20 protein-coding genes are annotated in these 22,014 nt (G+C 67.8%); 5 read left to right on the top strand and 15 right to left on the bottom strand.

Annotation, left to right across the window (positions count from 1 at the left end; all coding sequences use genetic code 11):
* Positions 1-18: 18 nt before the first annotated feature.
* The 5 genes from RZ1_RS06335 to RZ1_RS06315 all read right to left on the bottom strand — a co-directional run bounded on the left by RZ1_RS06335 (position 19) and on the right by RZ1_RS06315 (position 5,564).
* Positions 19-894 (bottom strand): SDR family NAD(P)-dependent oxidoreductase, encoded by an 876-nt coding sequence (locus tag RZ1_RS06335; RefSeq protein WP_072810200.1) that lies wholly within the window; start codon positions 892-894, stop codon positions 19-21.
* A gap of 274 nt (positions 895-1,168) precedes the next feature.
* Positions 1,169-1,804 (bottom strand): TetR/AcrR family transcriptional regulator, encoded by a 636-nt coding sequence (locus tag RZ1_RS06330; RefSeq protein ID WP_072810198.1) that lies wholly within the window; start codon positions 1,802-1,804, stop codon positions 1,169-1,171.
* Between the two features lie 175 nt (positions 1,805-1,979).
* Positions 1,980-2,822, bottom strand: coding sequence for an enoyl-CoA hydratase-related protein (locus tag RZ1_RS06325; RefSeq protein ID WP_072810197.1), 843 nt, complete (start codon positions 2,820-2,822; stop codon positions 1,980-1,982).
* Between the two features lie 37 nt (positions 2,823-2,859).
* On the bottom strand, positions 2,860-4,377 hold the full coding sequence (locus tag RZ1_RS06320) for a class I adenylate-forming enzyme family protein (protein ID WP_072810195.1): 1,518 nt from the start codon (positions 4,375-4,377) through the stop codon (positions 2,860-2,862).
* 224 nt (positions 4,378-4,601) lie between these two features.
* Positions 4,602-5,564 carry a PDR/VanB family oxidoreductase gene (locus RZ1_RS06315; protein ID WP_072810193.1) on the bottom strand — a complete coding sequence of 321 codons (963 nt, stop codon included), beginning with the start codon at positions 5,562-5,564 and terminating at the stop codon, positions 4,602-4,604.
* A gap of 103 nt (positions 5,565-5,667) precedes the next feature.
* Here RZ1_RS06315 and RZ1_RS06310 point away from each other — a divergent pair, with 103 nt between their 5' ends.
* The 3 genes from RZ1_RS06310 (at position 5,668) to RZ1_RS06300 (ending at position 8,054) form a co-directional block, all read left to right on the top strand.
* Positions 5,668-6,459: an SDR family NAD(P)-dependent oxidoreductase gene (locus tag RZ1_RS06310; protein ID WP_072810191.1), complete on the top strand. Its 792-nt coding sequence runs from the start codon at positions 5,668-5,670 to the stop codon at positions 6,457-6,459.
* A gap of 22 nt (positions 6,460-6,481) precedes the next feature.
* Positions 6,482-7,351 carry an alpha/beta fold hydrolase gene (locus RZ1_RS06305; RefSeq protein WP_072810190.1) on the top strand — a complete coding sequence of 290 codons (870 nt, stop codon included), beginning with the start codon at positions 6,482-6,484 and terminating at the stop codon, positions 7,349-7,351.
* A 76-nt stretch (positions 7,352-7,427) separates the two neighbouring features.
* Positions 7,428-8,054, top strand: coding sequence for a TetR family transcriptional regulator (locus tag RZ1_RS06300; RefSeq protein ID WP_072810188.1), 627 nt, complete (start codon positions 7,428-7,430; stop codon positions 8,052-8,054).
* Between the two features lie 64 nt (positions 8,055-8,118).
* Here RZ1_RS06300 and RZ1_RS06295 read toward each other — a convergent pair whose 3' ends face one another.
* The 3 genes from RZ1_RS06295 to RZ1_RS06285 form a co-directional block, all read right to left on the bottom strand.
* The gene (locus tag RZ1_RS06295) at positions 8,119-9,603 is read right to left on the bottom strand and encodes an aldehyde dehydrogenase (protein WP_072810187.1); all 1,485 of its coding nucleotides are present in this window, start codon (positions 9,601-9,603) and stop codon (positions 8,119-8,121) included.
* Positions 9,604-9,622: 19 nt separating this feature from the next.
* Entirely contained in the window at positions 9,623-10,447 is an 825-nt protein-coding gene (locus tag RZ1_RS06290; RefSeq protein ID WP_072810185.1) for a mycofactocin-coupled SDR family oxidoreductase, read from the bottom strand.
* Between the two features lie 176 nt (positions 10,448-10,623).
* Positions 10,624-11,610, bottom strand: a complete 987-nt coding sequence (locus RZ1_RS06285) for a GNAT family N-acetyltransferase (RefSeq protein WP_072810249.1) — start codon at positions 11,608-11,610, stop codon at positions 10,624-10,626.
* 186 nt (positions 11,611-11,796) lie between these two features.
* On the opposite strand from RZ1_RS06285, the gene RZ1_RS06280 reads away from it, so the two are divergent.
* Both RZ1_RS06280 and RZ1_RS06275 read left to right on the top strand, forming a co-directional pair.
* The gene (locus tag RZ1_RS06280; protein WP_072810183.1) at positions 11,797-12,966 is read left to right on the top strand and encodes an aromatic ring-hydroxylating oxygenase subunit alpha; all 1,170 of its coding nucleotides are present in this window, start codon (positions 11,797-11,799) and stop codon (positions 12,964-12,966) included.
* Positions 12,967-13,014: 48 nt separating this feature from the next.
* Complete coding sequence (locus tag RZ1_RS06275) at positions 13,015-14,166, top strand: acyl-CoA dehydrogenase family protein (protein WP_072810182.1); 1,152 nt, start codon at positions 13,015-13,017, stop codon at positions 14,164-14,166.
* 88 nt (positions 14,167-14,254) lie between these two features.
* Here RZ1_RS06275 and RZ1_RS06270 read toward each other — a convergent pair whose 3' ends face one another.
* The 7 genes from RZ1_RS06270 to RZ1_RS06240 all read right to left on the bottom strand — a co-directional run bounded on the left by RZ1_RS06270 (position 14,255) and on the right by RZ1_RS06240 (position 21,959).
* Entirely contained in the window at positions 14,255-14,407 is a 153-nt protein-coding gene (locus RZ1_RS06270) for a DUF1059 domain-containing protein (protein ID WP_372481602.1), read from the bottom strand.
* Between the two features lie 64 nt (positions 14,408-14,471).
* Complete coding sequence (locus tag RZ1_RS06265) at positions 14,472-16,898, bottom strand: CaiB/BaiF CoA transferase family protein (RefSeq protein WP_072810179.1); 2,427 nt, start codon at positions 16,896-16,898, stop codon at positions 14,472-14,474.
* Positions 16,899-16,940: 42 nt separating this feature from the next.
* Positions 16,941-18,386, bottom strand: a complete 1,446-nt coding sequence (locus RZ1_RS06260; protein ID WP_072810177.1) for an aldehyde dehydrogenase — start codon at positions 18,384-18,386, stop codon at positions 16,941-16,943.
* Positions 18,387-18,417: 31 nt separating this feature from the next.
* Positions 18,418-19,611, bottom strand: coding sequence for a thiolase C-terminal domain-containing protein (locus RZ1_RS06255; protein WP_072810175.1), 1,194 nt, complete (start codon positions 19,609-19,611; stop codon positions 18,418-18,420).
* Positions 19,611-20,060 carry a Zn-ribbon domain-containing OB-fold protein gene (locus RZ1_RS06250; RefSeq protein ID WP_072810174.1) on the bottom strand — a complete coding sequence of 150 codons (450 nt, stop codon included), beginning with the start codon at positions 20,058-20,060 and terminating at the stop codon, positions 19,611-19,613. The genes RZ1_RS06255 and RZ1_RS06250 overlap by 1 nt, the downstream gene beginning before the upstream one ends.
* Positions 20,057-20,392, bottom strand: a complete 336-nt coding sequence (locus tag RZ1_RS06245) for a hypothetical protein (protein WP_072810172.1) — start codon at positions 20,390-20,392, stop codon at positions 20,057-20,059. Before RZ1_RS06245 ends, RZ1_RS06250 begins: the two co-directional genes overlap by 4 nt.
* A 79-nt stretch (positions 20,393-20,471) precedes the next feature.
* Positions 20,472-21,959, bottom strand: a complete 1,488-nt coding sequence (locus RZ1_RS06240) for an acetyl-CoA acetyltransferase (protein ID WP_072810171.1) — start codon at positions 21,957-21,959, stop codon at positions 20,472-20,474.
* Between the last annotated feature and the right edge of the window lie 55 nt (positions 21,960-22,014).

Here is a 22,014-nt window from a genome sequence, read left to right as displayed (position 1 = left end):
AAGCCTCTGCGCGTGAGATCAGTTGGCGTTGTCGAGCGTGGGCTTCAGCTCGTCCTCGGGGAACATCATGGCAACCCGGGAGAGGGTGCCACCGTCGGTGGCGGGCAGCGTCAGACCCGTGATGTAGGCGGCATCGTCCGAGATGAGGAACAGGGCAGCGCGCGCGTTGTCCAGCAGTGACGGCGGGCGGTTGAGCTTGAGCGGGATCGGCGAGATGCCCGGATCCCAGGGACCGGCGATCTCTTCGTAGGACTTCCCGACAACCGGAGTTCCCGCGGGCGCCAGGAAGTTCGGGGACATGCCGTGGGTCGGGGCGACGGCGTTGACGCGGATGCCGTACTTGCCGAGATCCAGACTCAGACCGCGCACGAAGCCGTTGACGCCGGCCTTCGTCGCCGAGTACAGCGCGATGCTGTGGTAGGCCGCGAACGACGCGGCCGAGGAGGTCGCGAGAATGACGCCGCCGCCGTTGGCGCGGAGCGCCGGCACCGCGGCCTTCGCCGTGTAGATGACACCGCTCAGGTTCACACCGCAGACATGCTCCCAGTCCGCCGCGGTGAGGTCCTGGAACTCGACCTGCTCACCACCGGCGACGGACGGGACACCACCGCGGGACACGACGCCCGCGTTGGCCCAGGCCACGTCGAGCTTTCCGAACCGATCGACGGTCGCCCCGACCGCGTCGATGACCTGCTGCTCGTTGCTCACGTCGGCGGTGATCGCAACGGCCGTACCACCCTGCTGCTCGACCAGTTCGACGGTGCCCTTGGCGCGTTCGGGGTCGATGTCGACGACGGCGATCTTTGCGCCCTCGGAAGCGAACAGCTGGGAAGCCTCGCGTCCCAGCCCGGAACCCGCACCGGTGATGAGAACGACCTTGTCTTCGAGTTTCATGCGAGCTCCTATGCTCAGTGGGCTGACGTGGATTCAGGAGATGTCCGGTGCAGCAAGGGGTTCCACACTCCGGCCGATTCGAGCCCGAGTGGATGCAGTCTTCCCGCCTCGCATGAGGTGGCCCTACCGCGTGTGACTCACATTACCTCCGCGGTACAGCTGACGTCAATCGAATTTTGTAACATGCAACGTCGGTGCCCCACGAAAGGCGGCCGGCCCCTTCCCGAGCAGGGAAGAGGCCGGCCGTGGTGGTCGCGGGCCGAAACCCGCGGGCCTACTTCAGAACTTGCCGATTCACGATGGCAGCGTCGGTCACGATGCTCGGCAACAGGAAGTTGGTGAGCATCCGCCGATTCTCCGGATCGTCCTCCGAGCTGAAGTCCATACGCCCGACGAGGACGAGCTGGACCAAGGCGATCCACTCGCAGATCTCCTCGTCGGTCAGGCCCTCCCGAATCTCCCCGCGCTCGCGTGCCTCGTCGAGCAGCGGTGCCCACATTTCGTACGTCAGCCTCGCGGCGAGTCCGGTACTGCCGACGAGCGCCGTGGCCAGGTCCATGTGCTCGGGACTCACGATCAGTCGAACGATCGGATCGTGACGTCCGCGTTCGACGAGAAAGACCAGGCCGTCGACGATCTGATCCGCGAGCGTGCGCCGCTCACCCAGATACGCGCGGGCCTTGTCGAACAGGCGTCGCGATCTGGCCTCGATCAGGGCCGTGATGAGCGTGTCCCGGTCGCCGAAATAGCGGTAGACCGTCGGCCTGGAAACCCCTGCCTCCTTGGCAATGTCGTCCATCGTCGTCTTGGAGACGCCGTACCGCTGGAACATCGACTCGGCAGCCTTCAGGATCTGCCCGCGCGCCACCTCCGTGTCATCACTGAGGACGCTCCCCCGCCGTCGCGCCATGTCTTTGCTCCTGAAACTTCTAGGTTCCCTGCAGATATGTCTTCTGATGATACAAGATTCGTTACTTGTCAGCGAAACGAGCCGTGTCACACCGGGTCACGACGCACGCGAACGCCCCGGAGATGGAACCTCCGGGGCGTTCGGGACCCGCGCGGGCGGGTTCGGTTCTCGTCGACTACCGGAAGAGGTCCGGTAGTCCGTCGGACACCGTGTCCGGAAACTCGGGTTCTCGCTTCGAGAGGAAGGCATCGACCCCTTCCCGCACGTCGCCCGACGTTCCGCGGACGTGGATACCGATCGATTCGGCACGATGCGCGATCTCGGGTTCGGGCGCACCGAGCATCCGCCACATCAGCTGACGGGTCAGCGCGACCGATACCGGTGCCTTGCCGGTCACGAGGTCGCGGGCGATCTCGAGGGCCCGGTCCAGGACCTGCCCGGCCGGAACCAGCTCGCGGACGAGTCCCCGCTCGAGCGCTTCCGCCGCCGGCACCATCCGGCCGCCCACCGTCCACTCGACCGCGGTCGAGATTCCGACGACCCGGGGCAGGAACCAGGTCGAGCAGGCTTCCGGCACGAGTCCACGCCGGGCGAACACGAACCCGAACTTCGCCGTGTCCGACGCGATCCGGATGTCGGCCGGCAGCGTCATCGTGACGCCGACGCCCGCGGCCGGTCCGTTGATCGCGGCGATCACAGGCTTGAGCGACCGGTAGATCCGCAGCGCGACCTGTCCGCCCGTATCCGGCGGTGCCCCACCGGTATCCGGATCGTCACCGAGGACGAACGTGTCGCCGCCCGCCGCGAGGTCCGCTCCGGCACAGAATGCGCGACCGGTACCGGTGAGGACGACGGCCCGCACCGAGTCGTCCGCGTCGGTCTCGTCGAAGATCGCGACGAGTCTGTGACACATCTCGTTGGTGAACGCGTTGAGGCGGTCGGGCCGGTTCAATCTGACAACGGCGATCTCGCCGCGGTGTTCGAGAACGACGATGTCGTCGGTCGCTGCCTGGGACACTGACTGCTTCCTTCCGCGGATCACGGACCCGTGAAGGTCAGCGCACCTTCTCGAAACGTTCGGACACGTCCCGGTATTCGGACCGGATCGCGGTCTTCGACAGCTTGCCGCTCGGGAGCCGGGGCAGCGGCTCGTCGCGGATCACGACGTAGCGCGGAACCTTGTAGTCGGCCATCAGCCGGTCGCAGTGCTCGACGATGGTCGCCTCGTCGACGCCTTCGGCGACGGTCACGATCGCGGCGGGGGTCTCGCCGAACCGGTCGTCGGACGCCGCGATCACCGCGACCTCCTGGACGCCGGGGATCTCGCTGATGACCCGCTCGATCTCGACGGGCGAGATGTTGATGCCACCGGTGATGATGAGGTCCTTGAGCCGGTCGACGAACTTGACGCGACCGGCCTCGTCGAGCGTGCCGAGGTCGCCGCTGTGCAGCCAGCCGCCGCGCAGCGCGGTCGCGGTGGATTCCTCGTCGTTCCAGTATCCGGGGGTGACGCCGGGACCGCGCAGAAGGATTTCGCCTTCCTCACCGGGATCGGCCTCGGTGCCGTCTGCGCGGACGACCTTGATCTCGGTGAAGATCGAGCCCGACCCGCACGAGTCGGGGTGATCGAACGCCTCGGCGACGAGGGTGGCGGTGGCGACGCCCCCGGCCTCGGTCATGCCGTAGATCTGGCGCAGCGCGACGCCCTTGTCGGCCCACCGCTTCAGCAGCGCCGGCGCGACGGCGGCACCACCGACGATGGCGGTGCGCAGCGAGGACAGGTCGGCGTCCGCGAACTCGGGGGCGCGTGAGATCGCGTCGAAGATGAGCGGCACGCCGAAAATGGCCTGGACCTTGTGCTCACCGAGCAGCGTGGCCGCGCGAGACGGATCGAGTTCCTTCTCGATGACCAGGGTGCCGCCGAGAACGGTCGTCATGATCAGACCCCAGACGAGACCCGGAGTGAAGACCAGCGGCAGCACGAGCAGCGACGTGGAACCGGGCCGGAAGCCCTCCTCGGTCAGCGTCGCTTCGAAGACGATGTTGAGCAGGGTCCGGTTCGTGCAGATCACGCCCTTGGACAGGCCGGTGGATCCGCTGGTGAACAGCAGTGCCGTCGGCTCGTCGGGCTCGATGTCGACGCGGAAGTCGTCCTGCTCGCCGTCCTGGAGCGCGGCGATGTCCGCGAAGGTCAGCGTCTCGAAGGTGCTGCCGAGGTCGCGCGCCTCCTCGACGGTCGCGACGAACTCTTCGGGCGTGACGACCAAGACCGCGCCGGCATCGTCGACGACCTTGCGAAGTTCGGCCGGCTTGAACCGCGGATTGAGCGGAACCAGGACCGCGCCTGCCTTGATGACGCCGAGCGCGACGACCGGCCAGGTCAGCGAGTTCGGGCCGAGTACGCCGACGCGCTGTCCACGCTCGATGCCGCGCTCGACGAGTGTGCGCGCGATGCGGCTGGACCAGTCCTGGAGCTGACGGTAGGTGAGGGATTCGCCCGCGACGACGAGCGCATCCTGATTCCCCTTCGTCTTCGCCCACCAGTGCAATGCCGAACCGACGGTGGCAGCCATGTGTTCCTTACCTTTCGTCTGTCGCACACTCGCGACATCGTGCTACGGAGAGCCTGCGGTGGACCCTCCGGTCCGGGTGCAGGGGAATCATCGAAACGGGTTCACCGGCAGGAGCATTCGACTCCGACGAAGTCGTGGAGCGCGCTTCCCTTTCACCGTGGTGTTCACGGTATCCGGTACCCGATGAGACGTCAATCAAAATTTGTAATTTGCAACACAGTCGGTCAGAGATCCAGGACGAGCTTCGCGCTGCAGCTGCGCGAAACGCAGATCATCATGCAGTCGTTGGCGGCCTGTTCGTCTTCGGTGAGCACCGAGTCGCGATGGTCGGGAACCCCGTCCAGCACCGCGGTTTCACAGGTGCCGCATGTGCCCTCCCGGCACGAGAACGGCACGTCGCCTCCGGCCCGGAGGACCGCGTCGAGCATCGATTCGTCCGCCGCGACCTCGACGGTCGTCCCGCTCCGCCGCAGCTCGACCTCGAACGCCGCATCCACCGCACCGGCAGGTCGTTCCTTGGCGGCAAAGCGCTCGAGGTGCAGGGTCAGATTGCTCCGGCCCCGGCATTCGTTCTCGATCGCCTGCAGCAGCGGCTCGGGTCCGCAGCAGTAGACGGCCGTCCCGTCCGCGACGGCATCGAGCGCGGCGGACAGGTCGAGGATTCCGAACTCGTCCTGCGGGCGCAGTTCGACACGGTCGGGGTAGGCGTCGGCCAGTTCGTCCGCGAACGCCATCGAGGACCGGTTCCGGCCGCCGTACAGCAGCTTCCAGTCGGCCCCGGCCGCGTCGACCGCGCGCACCATCGGAAGCAGCGGAGTGATGCCGATCCCGCCCGCAACGAACAGGAACGACTGCGCGCTCGCGAGGGCGAAATTGTTTCGCGGCCCCCCGATTCCGACGAGGTCACCGACCTGAAGCGCATCGTGGACCCACCTGGATCCGCCGCGGCCGTTCTCCTCCCGGAGGACCGCGACGGTCAACGACTTCCGATCCGCGGGGTCGCCACACAGCGAGTACTGGCGTTCGGTGTTCCCGTCGACGACCAGATCGATGTGGGCGCCGGGATCCCAAGCCGGAACGTCACCGCCGTCCGGATCGGCGAACCGGACCGCGACGACGCCGACTGAGACCACGTCCTTTCCGATCACCTGCATCTTGCTCTGATCGCTGGCGGCATTTCCGGCCATCGGCGCACTCGCTCCCGTAGATTTCACCTGCCATGTAATCTTATGTAATTAGTTTTATGGGGTGCAACCCCCCACTCCCCCCCGACGCGCACACGGAGCTCTCATGACCTCGACTTCGCCTTCCGCCGAAACCGATTCCGTTCTCGACCTCTTCCGCCTGGACGGGTCGGTCGCGGTCGTCACGGGCGCAGGCAGCGGACTCGGCGCCGGATTCGCCCGCGCGCTGGCCGAAGCGGGCGCCGACGTCGTGATCGCGGCCCGCCGGCGCGACCGTCTCGAGGCCGTCGCACGCTCCGTCGAGGCGACCGGACGCCGGTGCCTCGTCGTACCGACCGATGTCACCGTCCCCGAGCAGTGCGACGCCCTCGCCCGAGCCGCGGTCGGCGACTTCGGCCGGCTCGACGTCCTCGTCAACAACGCAGGCGTCACGAGTTCGGCGCCCGCGACGCGCGAGAACCCCGACGAATTCCGTGCGGTTCTCGACGTGAACCTGATGGGCAGCTACTGGGCCGCCCAGGCGTGCGGTCGCGTCATGGAACCGGGATCGAGCATCGTCAACGTCTCGAGCATGCTCGGCCTGATCAAGTCGGTACTTCCCCAGGCCGCGTACGCGGCGAGCAAGGCCGGGCTCATCGGTCTGACCCGCGACCTGTCGAACCAGTGGGCGAAGCGCAAGGGCATCCGGGTCAACGCGATCGCACCGGGCTTCGTCGAGACGGATCTGATCTCCGAGATGTCCTCGGATATTCTCGACGAGTTCCTGCGCGGCAGTTCGCTCGGCCGCACGGCACAGCAGCACGAGATCGACGCCGCGGTGATTTTCCTCGCGAGCCGTGCCTCCGGGTACATCACCGGCTCGACGCTCGCCGTCGACGGCGGAACCTCCGGGCACTGATCTCTCGAACGTTAGGATCCAGATGACCCCAAGCCCCGCACCGACGATCCTCCGCGGCGACGGCGTGTCCCTCGCCGCCGACCGGTGGGAACCTGCCGGCACCGTGGCCGGCACCGTCCTGCTGTTCCACGGCGGTGGGCAGACGCGGCATTCGTGGCAGCGGACCGGCGCACGGCTCGCCGAGAACGGCTGGCGCGCCTACGCGATCGACGGTCGCGGACACGGCGACAGCGAGTGGGCACCCGACGGCGACTACAGCTACGACGCACACGCCCGCGACATCCGCGCGATCGTCGGGGAACTCGACACCCCGCCCGTCCTGGTCGGCGCGTCACTCGGTGGCATGGCATCCCTCGTGGCGATCGGTGACGATCCGGGGCTGGCCCGTGCGCTGGTGCTCGTCGACATCACGCCGAAGGCGGAGCCGGAGGGCATCGGCCGGATCACCGGGTTCATGCGTGCGGGTCTGGACGGCTTCGACAGTCTCGACGCCGCGCTCGAGGCGGTCGTCGCCTACAACCCGAACCGTCGCCGGCAGCCGCGAGCGGACGGACTGCGCAAGAACCTGCGTGAACGGGACGGTCGCTGGTACTGGCACTGGGACCCGCGCATGCTCGCGGAGGCCTCCCACGCCCCCGAAACGGTCGAGGTCCGCGAGAACCGGGCCCGCACGGCGGCACGTGCCGTCACCGTCCCGACGTTGCTGATCCGCGGGGCGCAGTCGGATGTGGTCAGCCGCGAGGGTGCAGAAGAGCTCCTCGAACTGATCCCCGGGGCGCGGTACATCGACGTCGGCGGCGCCGGGCACATGGTCGGCGGCGACGACAACGACGTGCTGAGCCTGGGCCTGATCGATTTCCTGGCCGGGACCGTCGCGACCGTCGGACCGTAGGCTCCGCCCCAACCGATACCATTCGACCTCGACCCGCCGCGCGTCCGCCGGCACCCCCACGAGCCGGAAGCGAGACATGGCCCGACCGTCGAAACCTCTCATCAGTCGCGCCACAGCGGTCGCCGCATCCATCGAGATCATCGACTCCGAGGGGCTCGACGCCTTCAGTCTTCCGCGTTTGGCCAAGCACCTCGGGGTCCGGGCACCGTCGCTGTACCACCATTTCTCCGACAAGTCGGAGATTCTCTCCGCGGTCGCGCAGCACATCGCCGGCGCCATCGCCATCCCCCGCCGCAAGCCCGGGCCCGACTGGCCCGAGTACTTCGTTGCGCTGAGCTCGAATCTGCGCCGATCGATCCTCAAACACCGCAACGCGGCGCCGATCCTGCTCCAGTACCTGCCGCGCGATCTTCTGATCGGCAGCTACGAGGAAACCGCGCGTTTCCTCGAAGCGTCGAACGTGCCGACGCGGCTGCACGTGCAGATCCTCGACGGCATGGAACGACTCACCCTCGGCGCCGTCCTCACCGAGGCGATGCGCAAACCGAGCACCAAGTCGACGATCTTCCCGAACGTCGACCCGGAGTCGCAGCCGCTGCTCACCCGGGCGCTCGCGGAGAACGAGATGACCTCGAAGCAGTTGTTCGAGGAGATGGTCCGCAGCTTCCTGTACGGCGTCATGCGCAACGAAACCGTCGACTGATTCTGGTCACGAAACACCACTGCCCCCGGTCCGAGGACCGGGGGCAGTGGTGTTCACCCGCCTATCAGGGCATGTGGACGGTCTTGGTTTCGAGGAACTCCTCGATACCCTCGACGCCACCCTCGCGACCCAACCCGGACTGCTTGTAGCCGCCGAACGGCAGCGTGAAGTCCATCGTCGCGGTGTTGACGCTGATGGTTCCGGTACGGATGCGCTTGGCGATCTCGAAACCGCGATCGAGGTCCTCGGTGTACACGGCACCCGAGAGGCCGTAGTCGGAGTTGTTGGCGATCGCCACGGCGTCGTCCTCGTCCTCGTACGTGATCACGGAGATCACCGGACCGAAGACCTCTTCCTGCGCGATACGGGAGTCGGGCGCGACGCCGTCGAGCAGGGTCGGCGCGACGAAGAAGCCCTGGTCGACACCCTCGGGGCGGCCGCCACCGAGAGCGACGGTGGCACCCTCCGCCTTCGCGATGTCGATGTAGCCGAGTACGCGGTCGAGGTGACGCTGCGACGCGAGGGGGCCGAGGAAGTTGGTGGGCTCCCACGGGTTGCCGATCGGCAGGGCGCCGTACGCGGCCTTGAGCGCCTCGAGAACCTCGTCGTGGCGCTTGCGGGAGACCAGGACGCGGGTCAGGGCGATGCATGCCTGGCCGGACTGCATGCAGCCGCCCATGGGCAGCGTCTGCAGGACGTGTCCGAGGTCCGCGTCGTCGAGGATGATCGCGGCCGACTTGCCGCCGAGTTCCAGGGACACCCGGGCGATGCGCTCGCTCGCGAGAGCCATGATGCGACGACCCGCGGCACTGCTGCCCGTGAACGTGATGTGGTCGACGTCGGGGTTCGTCACCAGCGACTCGGAGACCTCGCGATCGGCGCACAGCACGCTCACGACACCCTCGGGGATGAGACCGCGCTCGACGAGATCGCCGATGACGTCGGCGAACACGGACGGCGAGATCGGCGCATCGGGGGCGGTCTTGAGGACGACCGAGCAACCGGCGACGAGAGCGGGCGCGACCTTGAACGCGATCGTCCCGATCGGGCCGTTCCACGGGATGATCGCGGCGACGACTCCGGTGGGCTCCTTGATGATCCGCGATACGCCACCGGCGGCACGCGGCCGCTCCTCGACGAGTTCGATGGTCCGGGCGGCAGCGGCGACGGCACGGTACAGGCCGACGGTCATCTGCTGGGTCTGCTGGCTGACTCCGAGCGGGACACCGACCTCGACGACACCGAGCGTCGTCAGGTCGTCGAGTCGCGCTTCCAGGCCGTCCGCGATCGCATCGAGGACGTCGGCGCGCTCGGCGACGGTGCGAGAGGCCCAGTCACCCTTGTCGAAGGACTCGCGCGCAGCCGCGACGGCACGGGCGACGTCCTCCGCGGTCGCGGCCCGCACCCGGGCGACGGTCTGTTCGCTGTAGGAGTCGACCAGGTCGATCCAGTCGTCGCCCGTCGAGTCGACCCAGCGGCCGCCGATGAACACCTGTTCGCGATCGGCGATCGCCGGTGACGTCCCGGCCTGGGTTTCGGTCGTGGTCATGTCGTGCAGCTCCTTGGGTTCAGCGGATGTTGTAGCCGGCGTCGACGGGGAAGGTCACGCCGGTGACGTAGCGGCCTTCGTCGGAGGCCAGGTAGACGATGGCGTTGCTGATGTCGACGGCCTCGATGAGTTCGACGGGCATCGGGTTCTTGTAGGACTCGTCTGCCGCGACGTCCGGGTTCGCTCCGAGGAACTCGGCGTACTCGAGGTTCGCGACCATCGGGGTGTTCACCCCGGTGGGATGAATCGTGTTCACACGGATGCTATGCGGGGCAAGCTGTTTCGCGTAGATGCGCATCAGGCCGACGACGCCGTGCTTGGCGGCACTGTATCCGACCTGGCCGGGCAGGGTGTTGAGCCCGATGCTGGTGAGGCCGGCCGCGCTGCTGGTGATGATGATCGAACCGCCCTCGCCGCGCTCGACGAGATCCGGGACGGTCACCTCGAGAACGTGCCACACGCCGGTGAGCATGGTGTCGATCGCGTCGTGCCACGCCTGACGCTGCTCTCCGGGCCCGATGACGGGCATGATGCCGGCGTTGGGGAGGACGATGTCGACCTTGCCGAACTGCTCGATGCCCGCGTTGTAGGCGTTCTGGACGTCCTCGATGTTGCGGACGTCGCCGATCGACGTGACGATGGCGCCGCCGGCTTCCTTCACCAGACGCTCGGTCTCGGCGAGGTCCTCGCTCGTCGCCATCGGGTAGAACACCGTGGGAATCTGCTCGCAGATGTCCATCGCGATGATGGATGCACCCTCCTCCGCGAGACGGACCGCGTGCGATCTGCCCTGACCGCGCGCGGCACCGGTGATGAACGCGACCTTGCCCTCGAGTCGACCCATGGGTGTTCCTCTCCGAGTACGAGTCCCGGCGGGCGCGCGCGGGCGCCGGCGGCGGGGACTGTCGAACGATCGAATTGACCTCGGCCCACACTGCCTGTGAGCCACGACACAGACGGTAGCCGCCTACAGCCGTTAGGTCAACACCGAACATAGATCGTTATTTGTAAAGGTGTGAATCAGAAGCCGGGCTCGGTGGCCCACCCACCGACCTGATAGCACGAGTGCTCGTCCTCCTGCTCGAATCCCAGCAGCCGGCACATGCGCACGGCACCTGCATCTTTCGGGTCGATGCGCATCAGCGCGAGCTGCGCGCCCGCCTCGCCGAGGACTTCGAGAGCGCGCGTCGTCAGCGCCGTGCCGATTCCGGACCCGCGCGCCTCCTCCGTGGTCACCAGCGCACGGATCGACGCCGCAGCCAGGCCCAGATGCGACGCGAGATCCGGTTTCACCCAGACGAATCCGATGCTTCGCCCGGATCCGTCCCGCGCCACGATCACACTGCCCGATCCGGCGCGAATCTCGTCGGCCAGACGCTCCCGGTGCCCGTTTCCCATTGCGGCGCCGAGCAGAACGTCGCCGATCGCTCGCGACGACTCGGGATCATCGAGCGGCGCCGCCTCCGCGAGGGTGACGTCACCCGGCAGGACGACGGGTTCGATCGGGCCGGCGAACGGCCCGGACAGGTGCCGGAACAGCGTCCACTGCCGCGCTACGGTATCGATCCCGAAACGACGGGTGAGACGCTCGGACGCGGGGTGGGTGCCGTACGCCCAGCAGCGCAGCGCCTTGGCACCACTCCCCTCCCAGCCCTCTTCCGCGTCGGTGCGCAGGCCGACCTCCTCGACCAGGGTGGTGGCAATGCCCCGCGAGCGGTAGTCGGGATGGACGACGAACCGCACGGTGCCCAAGCCGTCGCCGTCGACCCGCAGGTGCAGGTACCCGACGATCACCAGGGGCGCGTCCTCGCGCGCGCTGAGATCCCTGCGCGCCTTGATCACGAGATGGGAGATCCGCGTGCCCCCGGCCCCGACCGCGGAGACGTCAGCCGGGGAGATCCAGGAGAAGCCGGCCTCCGCGTCGTACTCGGCGGACGTTGTCACCAGATTCAGCACCTCGTCGCGATCGGCGGGCTCCACCTCGGGAGACCATTGGTACGAGATCATCGTCATCACTCCTCATCTGCCGATATTCCGCCATAAATCTAACGACCTTCGGTATAGGCCCGCAATGGCGACGACCATCCGACATTTACACTTAAATCTACATGGGTTAGATTTAGGAGGAACCGAACCACAGCCGGAGCCGAGGCCCTGCGAAGGCACCGCTCCGCAACACTCTGGAGGCCACCCATGACAGAGGTCGGAATTCCCACCGAGGAGCGGATTCGCCGAGCGCTCGATCACCTGCGCAACGACACCACCGACGAGTTCGAGCACATCACTTGGTTCGAACCCCGCGAGTTCATCGATCCCGACGTCGCGAAGCTCGAACGCGACCGAGTGTTCGGCACCGTGCCGTCGATCGTCGCCCACGGTTCCGAGATCCCCAAGGCCGGCGACTTCATCACGCTCGAACTCCCCCGCAACAACGTCATCGTGGTGCGCCAGCGTGACGGCAGCGTCAAGACCCTGGTGAACCAGTGCCGGCACCGCGGCGCGATGGTCGAGAAGGAAGAGAAGGGTCGCTGCCGGCTGTTCTCGTGCCCGTACCACCGCTGGTCATACGACACCGACGGAACGCTGCGGACCATCACCCGCGACAACACGTTCGGCGAGGCCGACCGTGAGGAACGGAACCTGATCCAGCTCCCCACCGAGGAACGGCACGGCTTCATCTGGATGATCGACGACGCCGACGCCACCATCGACGTCGCGGACTGGCTCGGCCCGGAGATGGACGCCATCCTCGCGTCACACAACCTCGACACCCTGGTGACCACCCGGACGAAGGTGTTCGACGAGCCCGTCAACTGGAAGCTCATGCAGGACGCGTTCCTCGACGGTTACCACATCCAGTACGCGCACCCGAACACCGCAGCCAAGCACATCCACACCAACGTGATGTCGTTCGAGGACTTCGGTCATCACTGCCGGTTCATGAACCTGCGCAAGACGATCGACCGGTGGATCGAGGAGGATCCCGGCGATCGCAGTCTCGCCGAGCACACCACCGAAACCCACTTCCTCGGACCGAACAGCACCCTGCTGCGCCAGCCCGACCACTACCAGCTGCTCACGTTCCGGCCCGACCGCACCGATCCGGGCCGCTGCCACATGGAGATCCGGCTGATCTGCCCGACGGTCGAGAACAGCGGCATGACCGAGGAAAGCTACAACCGGCGGTGGGACAAGAACATCGAGATCCTCATCGCGGTGCTCCACAACGAGGACTTCCCGATCCTGCGCGACTCACAGCGCGCGATGGCCAGCGCGAACGCCGGCAACATGCTCCTGGGTCGCAACGAGGTCGCCAACCAGGTGTTCCGGCGCTCGATCCAGCAGCTCGTGCACGGGAACTGACACAGAACCACGCGGCGCCCCTCGGGCGCCGCACATCAGGAGGATCACGTGGAGAGCGATCTCTTCGAGCAGGACCACCTGCTTTTCCGCGACTCGGTCCGGGGCTTCGTCGACAGACACGTCGTGCCGAACCTCGAGAAATGGGACGCGGACCGGCTCATCGACCGGGACACCTGGCTGGCCGCCGGGGCACAGGGCCTGCTCGGCCTGTCCGTCCCCGAAGACTTCGGAGGCGTCGGGGCGACCGACTACCGGTTCCGGGTGGTGATCCAATCCGAGATCGCCCGGGTCGGCGCCTCGGCACTGCAATCCGGGTTCTCGACGAACGACGACATCGTCCTGAACTACCTGCTGCGCCACGGGAACGACGAGCAGAAGCGGCGGTGGCTCCCCGGGTTCGTCACGGGCGAGACCATCGGTGCCATCGCGATGAGCGAGCCCGCCGCCGGCAGCGACCTGCGGGGCATCACCACCACTGCGGTCGCGGCCGGCGACGGCTGGATCCTCAACGGATCCAAGACGTTCATCACGAGCGGTATCCTCGCCGATCTCGTCATCGTGTTCGCACGGACGGGCGACAGCGCCGGTTCGCGTGACTTCAGCCTGTTCGTCGTCGAGGAGGGCATGCCGGGCTTCTCCCGCGGCCGCAAGCTCGACAAGGTCGGCCTGCACGCGCAGGACACCGCCGAGCTGTTCTTCTCGGACGTGCACGTCCCGAAGGAGAACCTCCTCGGTGAGCTCGGCGGCGGCTTCCGCTATCTCATGCAGTCGCTGCCGCTCGAACGGCTCGGTATCGGGATCGCCGCGCAGATGTCGGCCGAAGCCGTGATGGGCTGGACGCTCGACTACGTCAAGGAGCGCACCGCATTCGGCCGGCGAATCGGCGAGTTCCAGGGGCTAGGCTTCACGCTCGCGGAACTACAGACGGCCGTCGAGGTTTCACGCACCTATATCGACCGCTGCGTCCGCGAGTACAACAAGGGCACGCTCACGGCGGTCGACGCGTCGAAAGCCAAGCTGTGGGCGACCGAGCTGCAGGGCCGTGTCATCGACGCCGGTGTCCAGTTCCACGGCGGCTACGGCTACATGATGGAATACCCGGTCGCGAAGGCGTTCATCGATGCGCGCATCCAGCGCATCTACGGTGGCACCAACGAGATCATGAAGGAGATCATCCACCGCGATCTCCTGAAGGCCTGACTTCACCCGACCAACGAGGACGGGACCCGATCGAATCGGGTCCCGTCCTTGTTTCGGCTCCGTGTTCGGGTGGCCGGCAGCGTCACCGTCAATATGCGATGAACAGGATCTCGTCGCGCGAGTACTCCATTCCCGGATGCGACTCGGTCAGGTGCGCTTGCGTCTTCTCCACCAGATCGTCCTCATCGGTGCCGGTGATCGCAACGCCACACGGGCAGGACAATCTCGTCTTCATTCTCATATCGCTCGGCCCTTCCGTTCCAACGAGTTCAGCGGATATTCGGGTAGATCTGTGACCGGCTCGGTCACACCGTGGAGGAAGCCGCCTCCTCCAGCGCCGGATCGCCGGCGGCCGGCTGCAGAACACCCTCGCGCACCAGGGAGTCGATCTCGGCCGAGCTCAGACCGAGAATCTCCTCGCAGATCTCCCGGGTCTGCTGCCCGGAGAGCGGCGCCTGCCGCAGCGGCCAGTCCGGCAACGTCGAGAAGTGCGCCACCTGCTTGGCCGTCGGCAAGGCCGCGGGCAGCATCTCGTGTTCGAGCTCTGTGTACGCACCCCGCGCGACGAGCTGCGGGTCGGTGAGCAACTCGGGCAGCCGGACCATTGCACCCGCCGGCACGCCGGACGCCTGCAGGGTTTCCATCGCCTCGGTCGGCGAACGGAGCGCCAGCCAGCCCGCGAGCACCTCATCGGCCTCTGCACGGTGCCGAATCCGCAGCTCGGTGGTGGCGAAACGCGGATCATCGGCGAGCTCGGGCCGCCCGACGACGGCGCACAGTCGCGTCCAGTCCGCGTCGTCACGAACCGTGACGACACACCACTCGTCGTCACCGGCACACGCGAACACACCCGACGGCGCGCGGTAGGGGTCGGAATTGCCCGGGGCGTGAATCGAGCCGGGTTCGAGGGACTCCGCGGCCAGGATGGTCCCGAGCTGGACTATCGCGGTATCGGCCTGCGCGACCTCGATCTCGGTGCCCGTGCCCGTGCGGAGCCGCTCGACGAGGGCGGCAAGGACCACGGTCGCCGCGACCTGCCCGGCGATGTGGTCCGGGTACACGGTCGATCCGTCGCACAGCCCGTCGGAGGTGTCCGAGTACCGCCACATCGCCGACACGCCGCACGCGGCGCGCACGAGCGGTCCGTACCCCAGCCGCGTGTTCCACGGTCCGACGCTTCCGAAGGCGCTGCTCTCCGAGACGATGATGCGCGGGTTGATCGCGGTGAGCCGGTCGTAGGACAACCCCATCGAGGCGAGCGTCCCGGGTTTGAAATTCGCCAGGACGATGTCGGCCTCGGCGACCAGCTTCTCGAAGATCCGGATGCCTTCGGGATCGCGCAGATTCACGCCGAGGCTGCGGCGGTTGCGGTGTCCCCACGCGACCGAGGCCGCGAGGGCACTGCCCCGCTTGGACTGCCGCAGTCCGTCGGGGAAGGCCGCATTCTCGATCTTGATGACGTCGGCACCGTAGTCGGCGAACTGGCGGCCGAGTTCGGCGCCGAACACGACGACGCCCATGTCCAGTACGCGCAGGCCCTCGAACGGTCTGGTGCCCACCTCGTGTCGGGGCGCGGCGACCGGTGCGGCGTCGGCCGGTACAGCACCGAGCACCTCGTCGGTGTGCTCACCGAGTCCGGGTGCGCGGGTCCGGATCCCGGCACGGGCACCCGCGATCGTCGCATACCCGGAGGGCACCCGGGCAGAGACTCCCGGGGCGATCTCGGTGTCCACGAACGTGCCCGACACCGCGAAGTGTTCGGTCTCGAGGACCTCCGAGACGGTCGAGACACCGCCGATCGGGATGCCGCGGCGTGCCCCCTCCGCGACCAGTCGGTCGCGGGTGTAGGTGCTGAACAACTCCTCGATGAGCGGGTTGAGTCGATCGGACGCGGCGAACCGGGCCGGGATCGTGTCGAACTTCGAATCCGCGAATTCCGCCGGCTCACCGAGCCATTCGAACATCGCGCGCCACTGGCGCTTCGCGAGGAGGGCGATGCGGACCTGACCGTCGGCGCACCGGAACACCGGATAGAAGTTGGCCGCGTCGGGACGTCCCCGGGGAAAGTCCTCGGAGCGGCCGGCCGCGGCCGAGCCCTGGACACCGAAGCCCGGGTCGAACCCGTGCACGAGGACCTCGAAGGCGGAGATGTCGACGGTCTGCCCGCGTCCGGTGTGGAGCCGGTCGTAGTACGCGAGCAACGCGGACCACGCCGTGTGCACGCCGACCGACTCGTCGGCCGGCCCGGTCGGGGGCAGCAGCGGAGCCATCCCCGGCTCACCGGAGCGCGAGAGCCCCCCGGACAGGGCATACAGCACCTGTTCGGTCGAGGCCCACTCGCGGTACGGACCGTCCTGACCGAAACCGCTGACGGAGACCGCGACGAGTTCCGGGTTGACGCGGCACAGATCGGCCGCGCCCACGCCGCGCTCGGCGAGGTAGCCCGGGGCGAGGGATTCGACGAGGATGTCCGCGTGCGACGCGAGGTCCCGCAGGCGGTCCCGTCCGGCGTCGTCGTCCAGGTCGAGCACGATTCCCCGCTTGTTCGCGTTCCGCAGCGCGAACGGAATGCTCACGCCGTTCCGCAGCGGGGGCGCGGTGCGTGACGCCGAGCCTCCCGGACATTCGATCCGGACGACATCGGCGCCGAGATCGGCGAGGAATCGGCCCGCCGATTCTCCGAGCCCGTCGGTGAGGTCCAGAACTCGGACACCGTGCAGGGGTAGTGCCATCGTGTGCTCCAAATCGTGTGCGCGCCGCGGTCCGGGTGCCGGTCAGCGGGTGCCGAAGTACACCGACTTCGCGGTGTAGTAGGGCGCCAGGCCCTCGGGACCGAGCTCGCGGCCCAGTCCCGACGCCTTGACCCCGCCGAACGGCGCGTTGAGGTCGAGCGCGTAGTGGTTGACTCCGATTGTGCCGCTGTGGATCCGCGCGGCAAGGTCGAACCCGTGCTGTTCGTCGGTGGTCCACACGGTGCCGCCGAGGCCGTACTCGGAATCGTTGGCGATCGCGACGGCTTCGTCCTCGTCGGCGAACGGAATGACGGTCAGGACGGGACCGAAGATCTCTTCCTGGGCGATGCGGGCCGAGTTGTCGACGTCGACGAAGACGGTCGGTTCGACGAACCAGCCGAGCGGCTGCGACGCAGGCGCCGAGCCGCCGGTGGTGATCCGGTAGCCCGCGGCCCGCCCGTCCTCGATGTAGCCGAGCACCCGGGTGCGCTGCGCCTCCGAGACGAGCGGCCCGATCTGGGTGGCGGGATCCAGCGGATCCCCCACGGTGAGGGCACGGACGGTCTCGGTGACGGCGTCGACGACCTCGTCGTAACGCGAGCGTGGCGCCAGGATGCGGGTGCTCGCGTGACAGGTCTGACCGTTGTTGACCAGCGACACCTCGAGCAGGTTGGCGGCGAAGACATCCAGGTCCGCGTTCTCGGTGACGATCGACGCGGATTTGCCGCCGAGTTCGAGGGTGACCGGGCGCAGCAGCCGTCCGCACACCTCGCCGATCGCGCGACCCGCCGCGGTGGAACCGGTGAACGCGACCTTGTCGACCCCCGGGTGCTCCACCAGGTAGGCACCTGCTTCGCGCCCGGCAGGCACGACATTGATGACCCCAGCGGGCAATCCCGCGTCGGCTGCGGCGTCGGCGAAGACGAACGCGTCGAGGGCGGTCTCCGGGGCCGGCTTCAGCACGACGGTGCAGCCCGCGGCGAGGGCCGGTGCAAGTTTCATGGCGGCGAGCGGCTGCGGGTAGTTCCACGGCGTGATCGCGGCGACGACACCGACGGGCTCCCGGCGGACGACGGTCCGCCCCCCGAAGGTGCTCGGGCGCACGTCGTCACCGGTCGAACTGCGGATCAGCCCGGCGTAGTACGAGACCATGGCCGCGGGGCCGAAACCGTTGACGGCGTTGGACAGTGAGATCGGCATGCCGTTCTCGCGGGTGACCAGCCGGGCGGTGTCCCGGCCGCGGGCCTTGAGCGCACCGGCGAACCGATCGAGCAGGTCGGCACGTTCGGTGGGGGACAGAGCGCCCCACGGTCCGCTCAGGGCGCTGCGCGCCGCCGCCACGGCGGCATCGATGTCGGCGTTCGACGCCGTGGCGCTGCGGCCGAGCACCTTCCCGGTTGCCGCTTCGAGAACGTCGGTGCCGGCGCCGGACTGCGGCGCGACCCATCGGCCGCCGATGAACAGCTCGTTCCGGTCCACGTCGTTCATGTCGTGCCTTTCGGATCGCAGGGTATGGGCGTCACAGGGTGTCTTCGTGGCCGAACAGCACCGAACTGACGAGCGGTGCCATGGGGCCGCCGATGAACAGCGAGGTCTTCGCATCGGCCACCGGGTTGGTGGAGGTGCCACGGATCTGGCGGACGGCCTCGACCGCGAGGTTCAGCCCGTTGACGAAGGAGTCCGCGAGGTTACCGCCGCTCGTGTTGACCGGAAGTTTTCCGGTGGGGGCGGTGAGGTTCTCGACCGTCATGACGGTGCCGGCCGCCTCGCCGGACGGGCACAGACCGTGGTCGATGAGAGCCGCGACCGCCGGTCCGCTGAAGTTCTCGTAGACCTGCACCACGTCGATATCCTCGGGCCCGAGACCCGCGTACGACCAGAGTCGTTGTGCCACACCGGGTTTTCCGTTGTTGGCCGGTCCGAAACCGGCGGACGAGTACTGCTCACCGAGATCGTTGTCGATCAGTTCGGAGAATCCGCCGGGTGCGCCCTGCGCGCCGGCGATCACGTACGCCGGGTCCGGGCGCAGGGTCTTCGCGCGCTCGGCGGAGACGAGCACGAGGGCGACGGCGCCGTCGCTCTCACGCGAGCAGTCGAACAGATGGAACGGTTCGGCGATCAGGCGCGAGTTCTCGTACGTCTGCTCGTCGAGCGGACGACCGTACCCCTGAGCGGTCGGGTTGTTCTGGGCGTGCTGGTATGCGGCGAGGACCAGCGCCCGCATCGCGGTGCGTGGCACTCCCCCGTGTTCGAGCATCCGCTGGGTGCGCATCGCGCAGATCTGCGCGGGCGAGCCGACACCGTGGGCGAGGAAGTGACTGCCGTAGTGGTACTTCGCGTAGCCGAGGCGCCCGGTATCGGCCTGGGACATCGCGCGGTACACGACGACGCACTCGGCCTGACCGGTGGCGATCGCGGCCGCGGCGTTGGTGATCGCGGCCGCGACGCTGCCGCCGCCACCGCCCCACATCATGTTCGACCAGCGCAGTTCGTCGATCAGCAGTGCGCCGCCGAGGATCGCCCCGTCGTTGGCTCCGCCCGCATAGGAGACGAAACCGTCGATCTCGCGGGGATTCACCCCGGCATCGGCGCACGCCGCGAGGATGGATTCGAGGAGCATCCGCTTCTCACCGTGCGGGGCCTCGCCGCGCCGGTAGTGCTGCTCCGCGACGCCGACGACCGCGGCCGCACCGCGCATTCCGGTCGTGCTCATCACTTGTCTCCCTTCGTGGCACGCGTGCGCCGCCAGCGCACGAGCGGCCACGTCGCGCCTTCGTCGTGCTCGACGGCGCCGATCACCTCGTCACCGATGCGGGGATCCTCGTCGAGGTCGTCGACCAGAATCCCGAGCACGCGGCGTCCGCCTGCGTGCGGCAGTTCGACGAGCACGGTGACGTAGGGCAGGCGCGAGGCGTACTCGTCCATGTACGGATACCAGCTGCGATGCCAGCTGTACACGGTGCCGGTGGGCTCGACTGCCTCCCAACGAAGTTCGAAGCTGTGGCAGTTGCCGCAGACGGTCTGCGGGCCCCAGATCCAGCTGCCGCAGTCGGCGCAGATCTGCAGGCGCAGTTCACCTTCCAGCAGTCCGTCCCAGTGGGGCCGATCGAGTCCGTCGGGCGCGGGGCCCCACGCTTCGGCGGCGGCGTGCGCGTCGGTCATTTCGCAGCGTCCGTTGCCGCGGGGAAGTTCTCGAGTTCTGCGGCGAGCCAGCGGCCGTCGCGGAACTCCCAGATGGAGCGCAGTCCGACCGAGCGGTCGCCGAGGTCGTAGACGGTCTCGCCGACCATGCGCTCGCCGTCGGACCGGACGTCCTTGATCGCGAAACCGGCGACGGCCGCCCGGGGCACGTCGACCCCCTCGAAGACCTGCGGGATGTTCTCGCGGACGATATCGGCGATCGCGTCGGACATCCGTCCGGCCGCCACATGGTTCACATGGCGCTCGTACAGGTCACGGAAGGCTGCGACCGACGTTGATTCTTCAGAAGACATGGGGAAACTCCTCGACGTCGCGGACGGCGAGCGCCGTTCCGCTGAACGCATTAACCTTAAGGCATTAGATAACGGGCAGTCAACGGCCATCGAGGACGAAGGTCCCGTCCGACGCGACCCGCACTGCCCTACCTGCGACATCCGACTCGACCAGTTCGGCGAGCGCATCAGGCTCGGTGGTGAACACGAGCGTCCGCTCACCCCCGGGCGTGCGCGCGGCCAGGAATCCGCGGTCGGGGTTGCCGTCCCGGTCGTGCACGACCGTCCACGACTCGGCCACCGCACGCCCGTCGTACGAGAGCAGCGCCGTCACGCGCGGTTCGCGGTCGACGTCGTCCTGCACGTCGATCCGCCGGAACCCCCCGGCGGGCGGCTCCGTCCGGTAGATGCCCATCGCATGCTTGGTCAGATAGCCGCTGTTGGCGGTGACCAGCCCGTACGCGCCCGGCGATTCCCGCAACAACGTCGCCATCGTCGCGATCGAATGGGACACGTAGTTGTTCCACGGCCCGCCGCCGAACGTGAGGCCGCCGGTCACGGTGAGGGGCCGACCCGGATCGTCCAGGGCAAGGCCGAGTTCGTTCGCCGCGACCTGCACCGCGGACGGAAAACACGAATACACGTCGACGTACGCGAGGTCGTCGAGACCGATCCGGGCGAGGGACAGGGCACGCTGTCCCGCAATCCGGATCGCCGGGGAACCGTCCAGTGCGCCGCGTTCGGCGACCGCGTACGTGTCGTGGGATTCGGTGCCGGACTGCGGGAACACCCAGTTCTCGCGGGGAACACCCATCCGGATGGCGGTCTCGACCGAGCACATCAGCAGTACCGCAGCCTGGTCGACCATGTTGTTGGAGTTGAGCAGTTTCGGATAGGGCGTAGCGATCATGCGATTGTCAGGTGACGGCGTCGCAATCTCCGTTGCGCTGTACTCGCGCTGCACCCAGGCGTGCGGATTGGTGGCCGCGACCTTGCTGAAGCGGGACCACAGCCCGCCGATGAACTCGCTGTGCTCGGCGGGTGAACGGCCGGCGGAGATCCGCAGGGCCTGCTCGAACAGCGGGTAGACGTACGACGGGCGGTCCAGGCCGATCCGGCGCTCGCTCGCCGCGGCCATGGGAACGTCGGTCACCATGATCTCGGCCGCGGGCACCGACTCGTCCTGGACCGTCCAGTCGGGACGGATCTTCTGCGCACGCAGTTTGGTGCGGGTACGCCACGACTCTGCGCCACCGATCAGGACCACGTCGGCACGACCGGCGGCGATGTCCTCGGCCGCGCCGTTGACCATCACCTGCGGCGTGCTGCCGCCGTTGCCCGAGTACCCGGTGTGACGAACCCTAGCCCCGATCCGTTCACCCACGAGCGCGCCCGGATCACGGTAGCGCCACGACAGCAGCCCGACCACCCGCACGGAGTCCACGTGCTCGAGCAGTCGCGCCGACCCGGCCCCGGCGGCCGCCGCGCGTGCCGCTCGGACCATGAGATCGACGGGCTCGACTCCCCCGTCACGCTCGTTGACCTGACCACCGCCGACCAGGACGGGGGTTCTCGGATCGAGTTTCACAACTGCACCACTTCCGGAACGGACCGACTTCGGTATCTTCGAATTCGTCCGTTAG

It is taken from the genome of Rhodococcus zopfii NBRC 100606 = JCM 9919 (assembly GCF_001895025.1).
In the GTDB taxonomy this organism is placed as follows: domain Bacteria; phylum Actinomycetota; class Actinomycetes; order Mycobacteriales; family Mycobacteriaceae; genus Rhodococcus; species Rhodococcus zopfii.
Note: the sequence above shows the minus strand (reverse complement) of the source record. Positions and strands in the feature narration are given on the sequence as shown.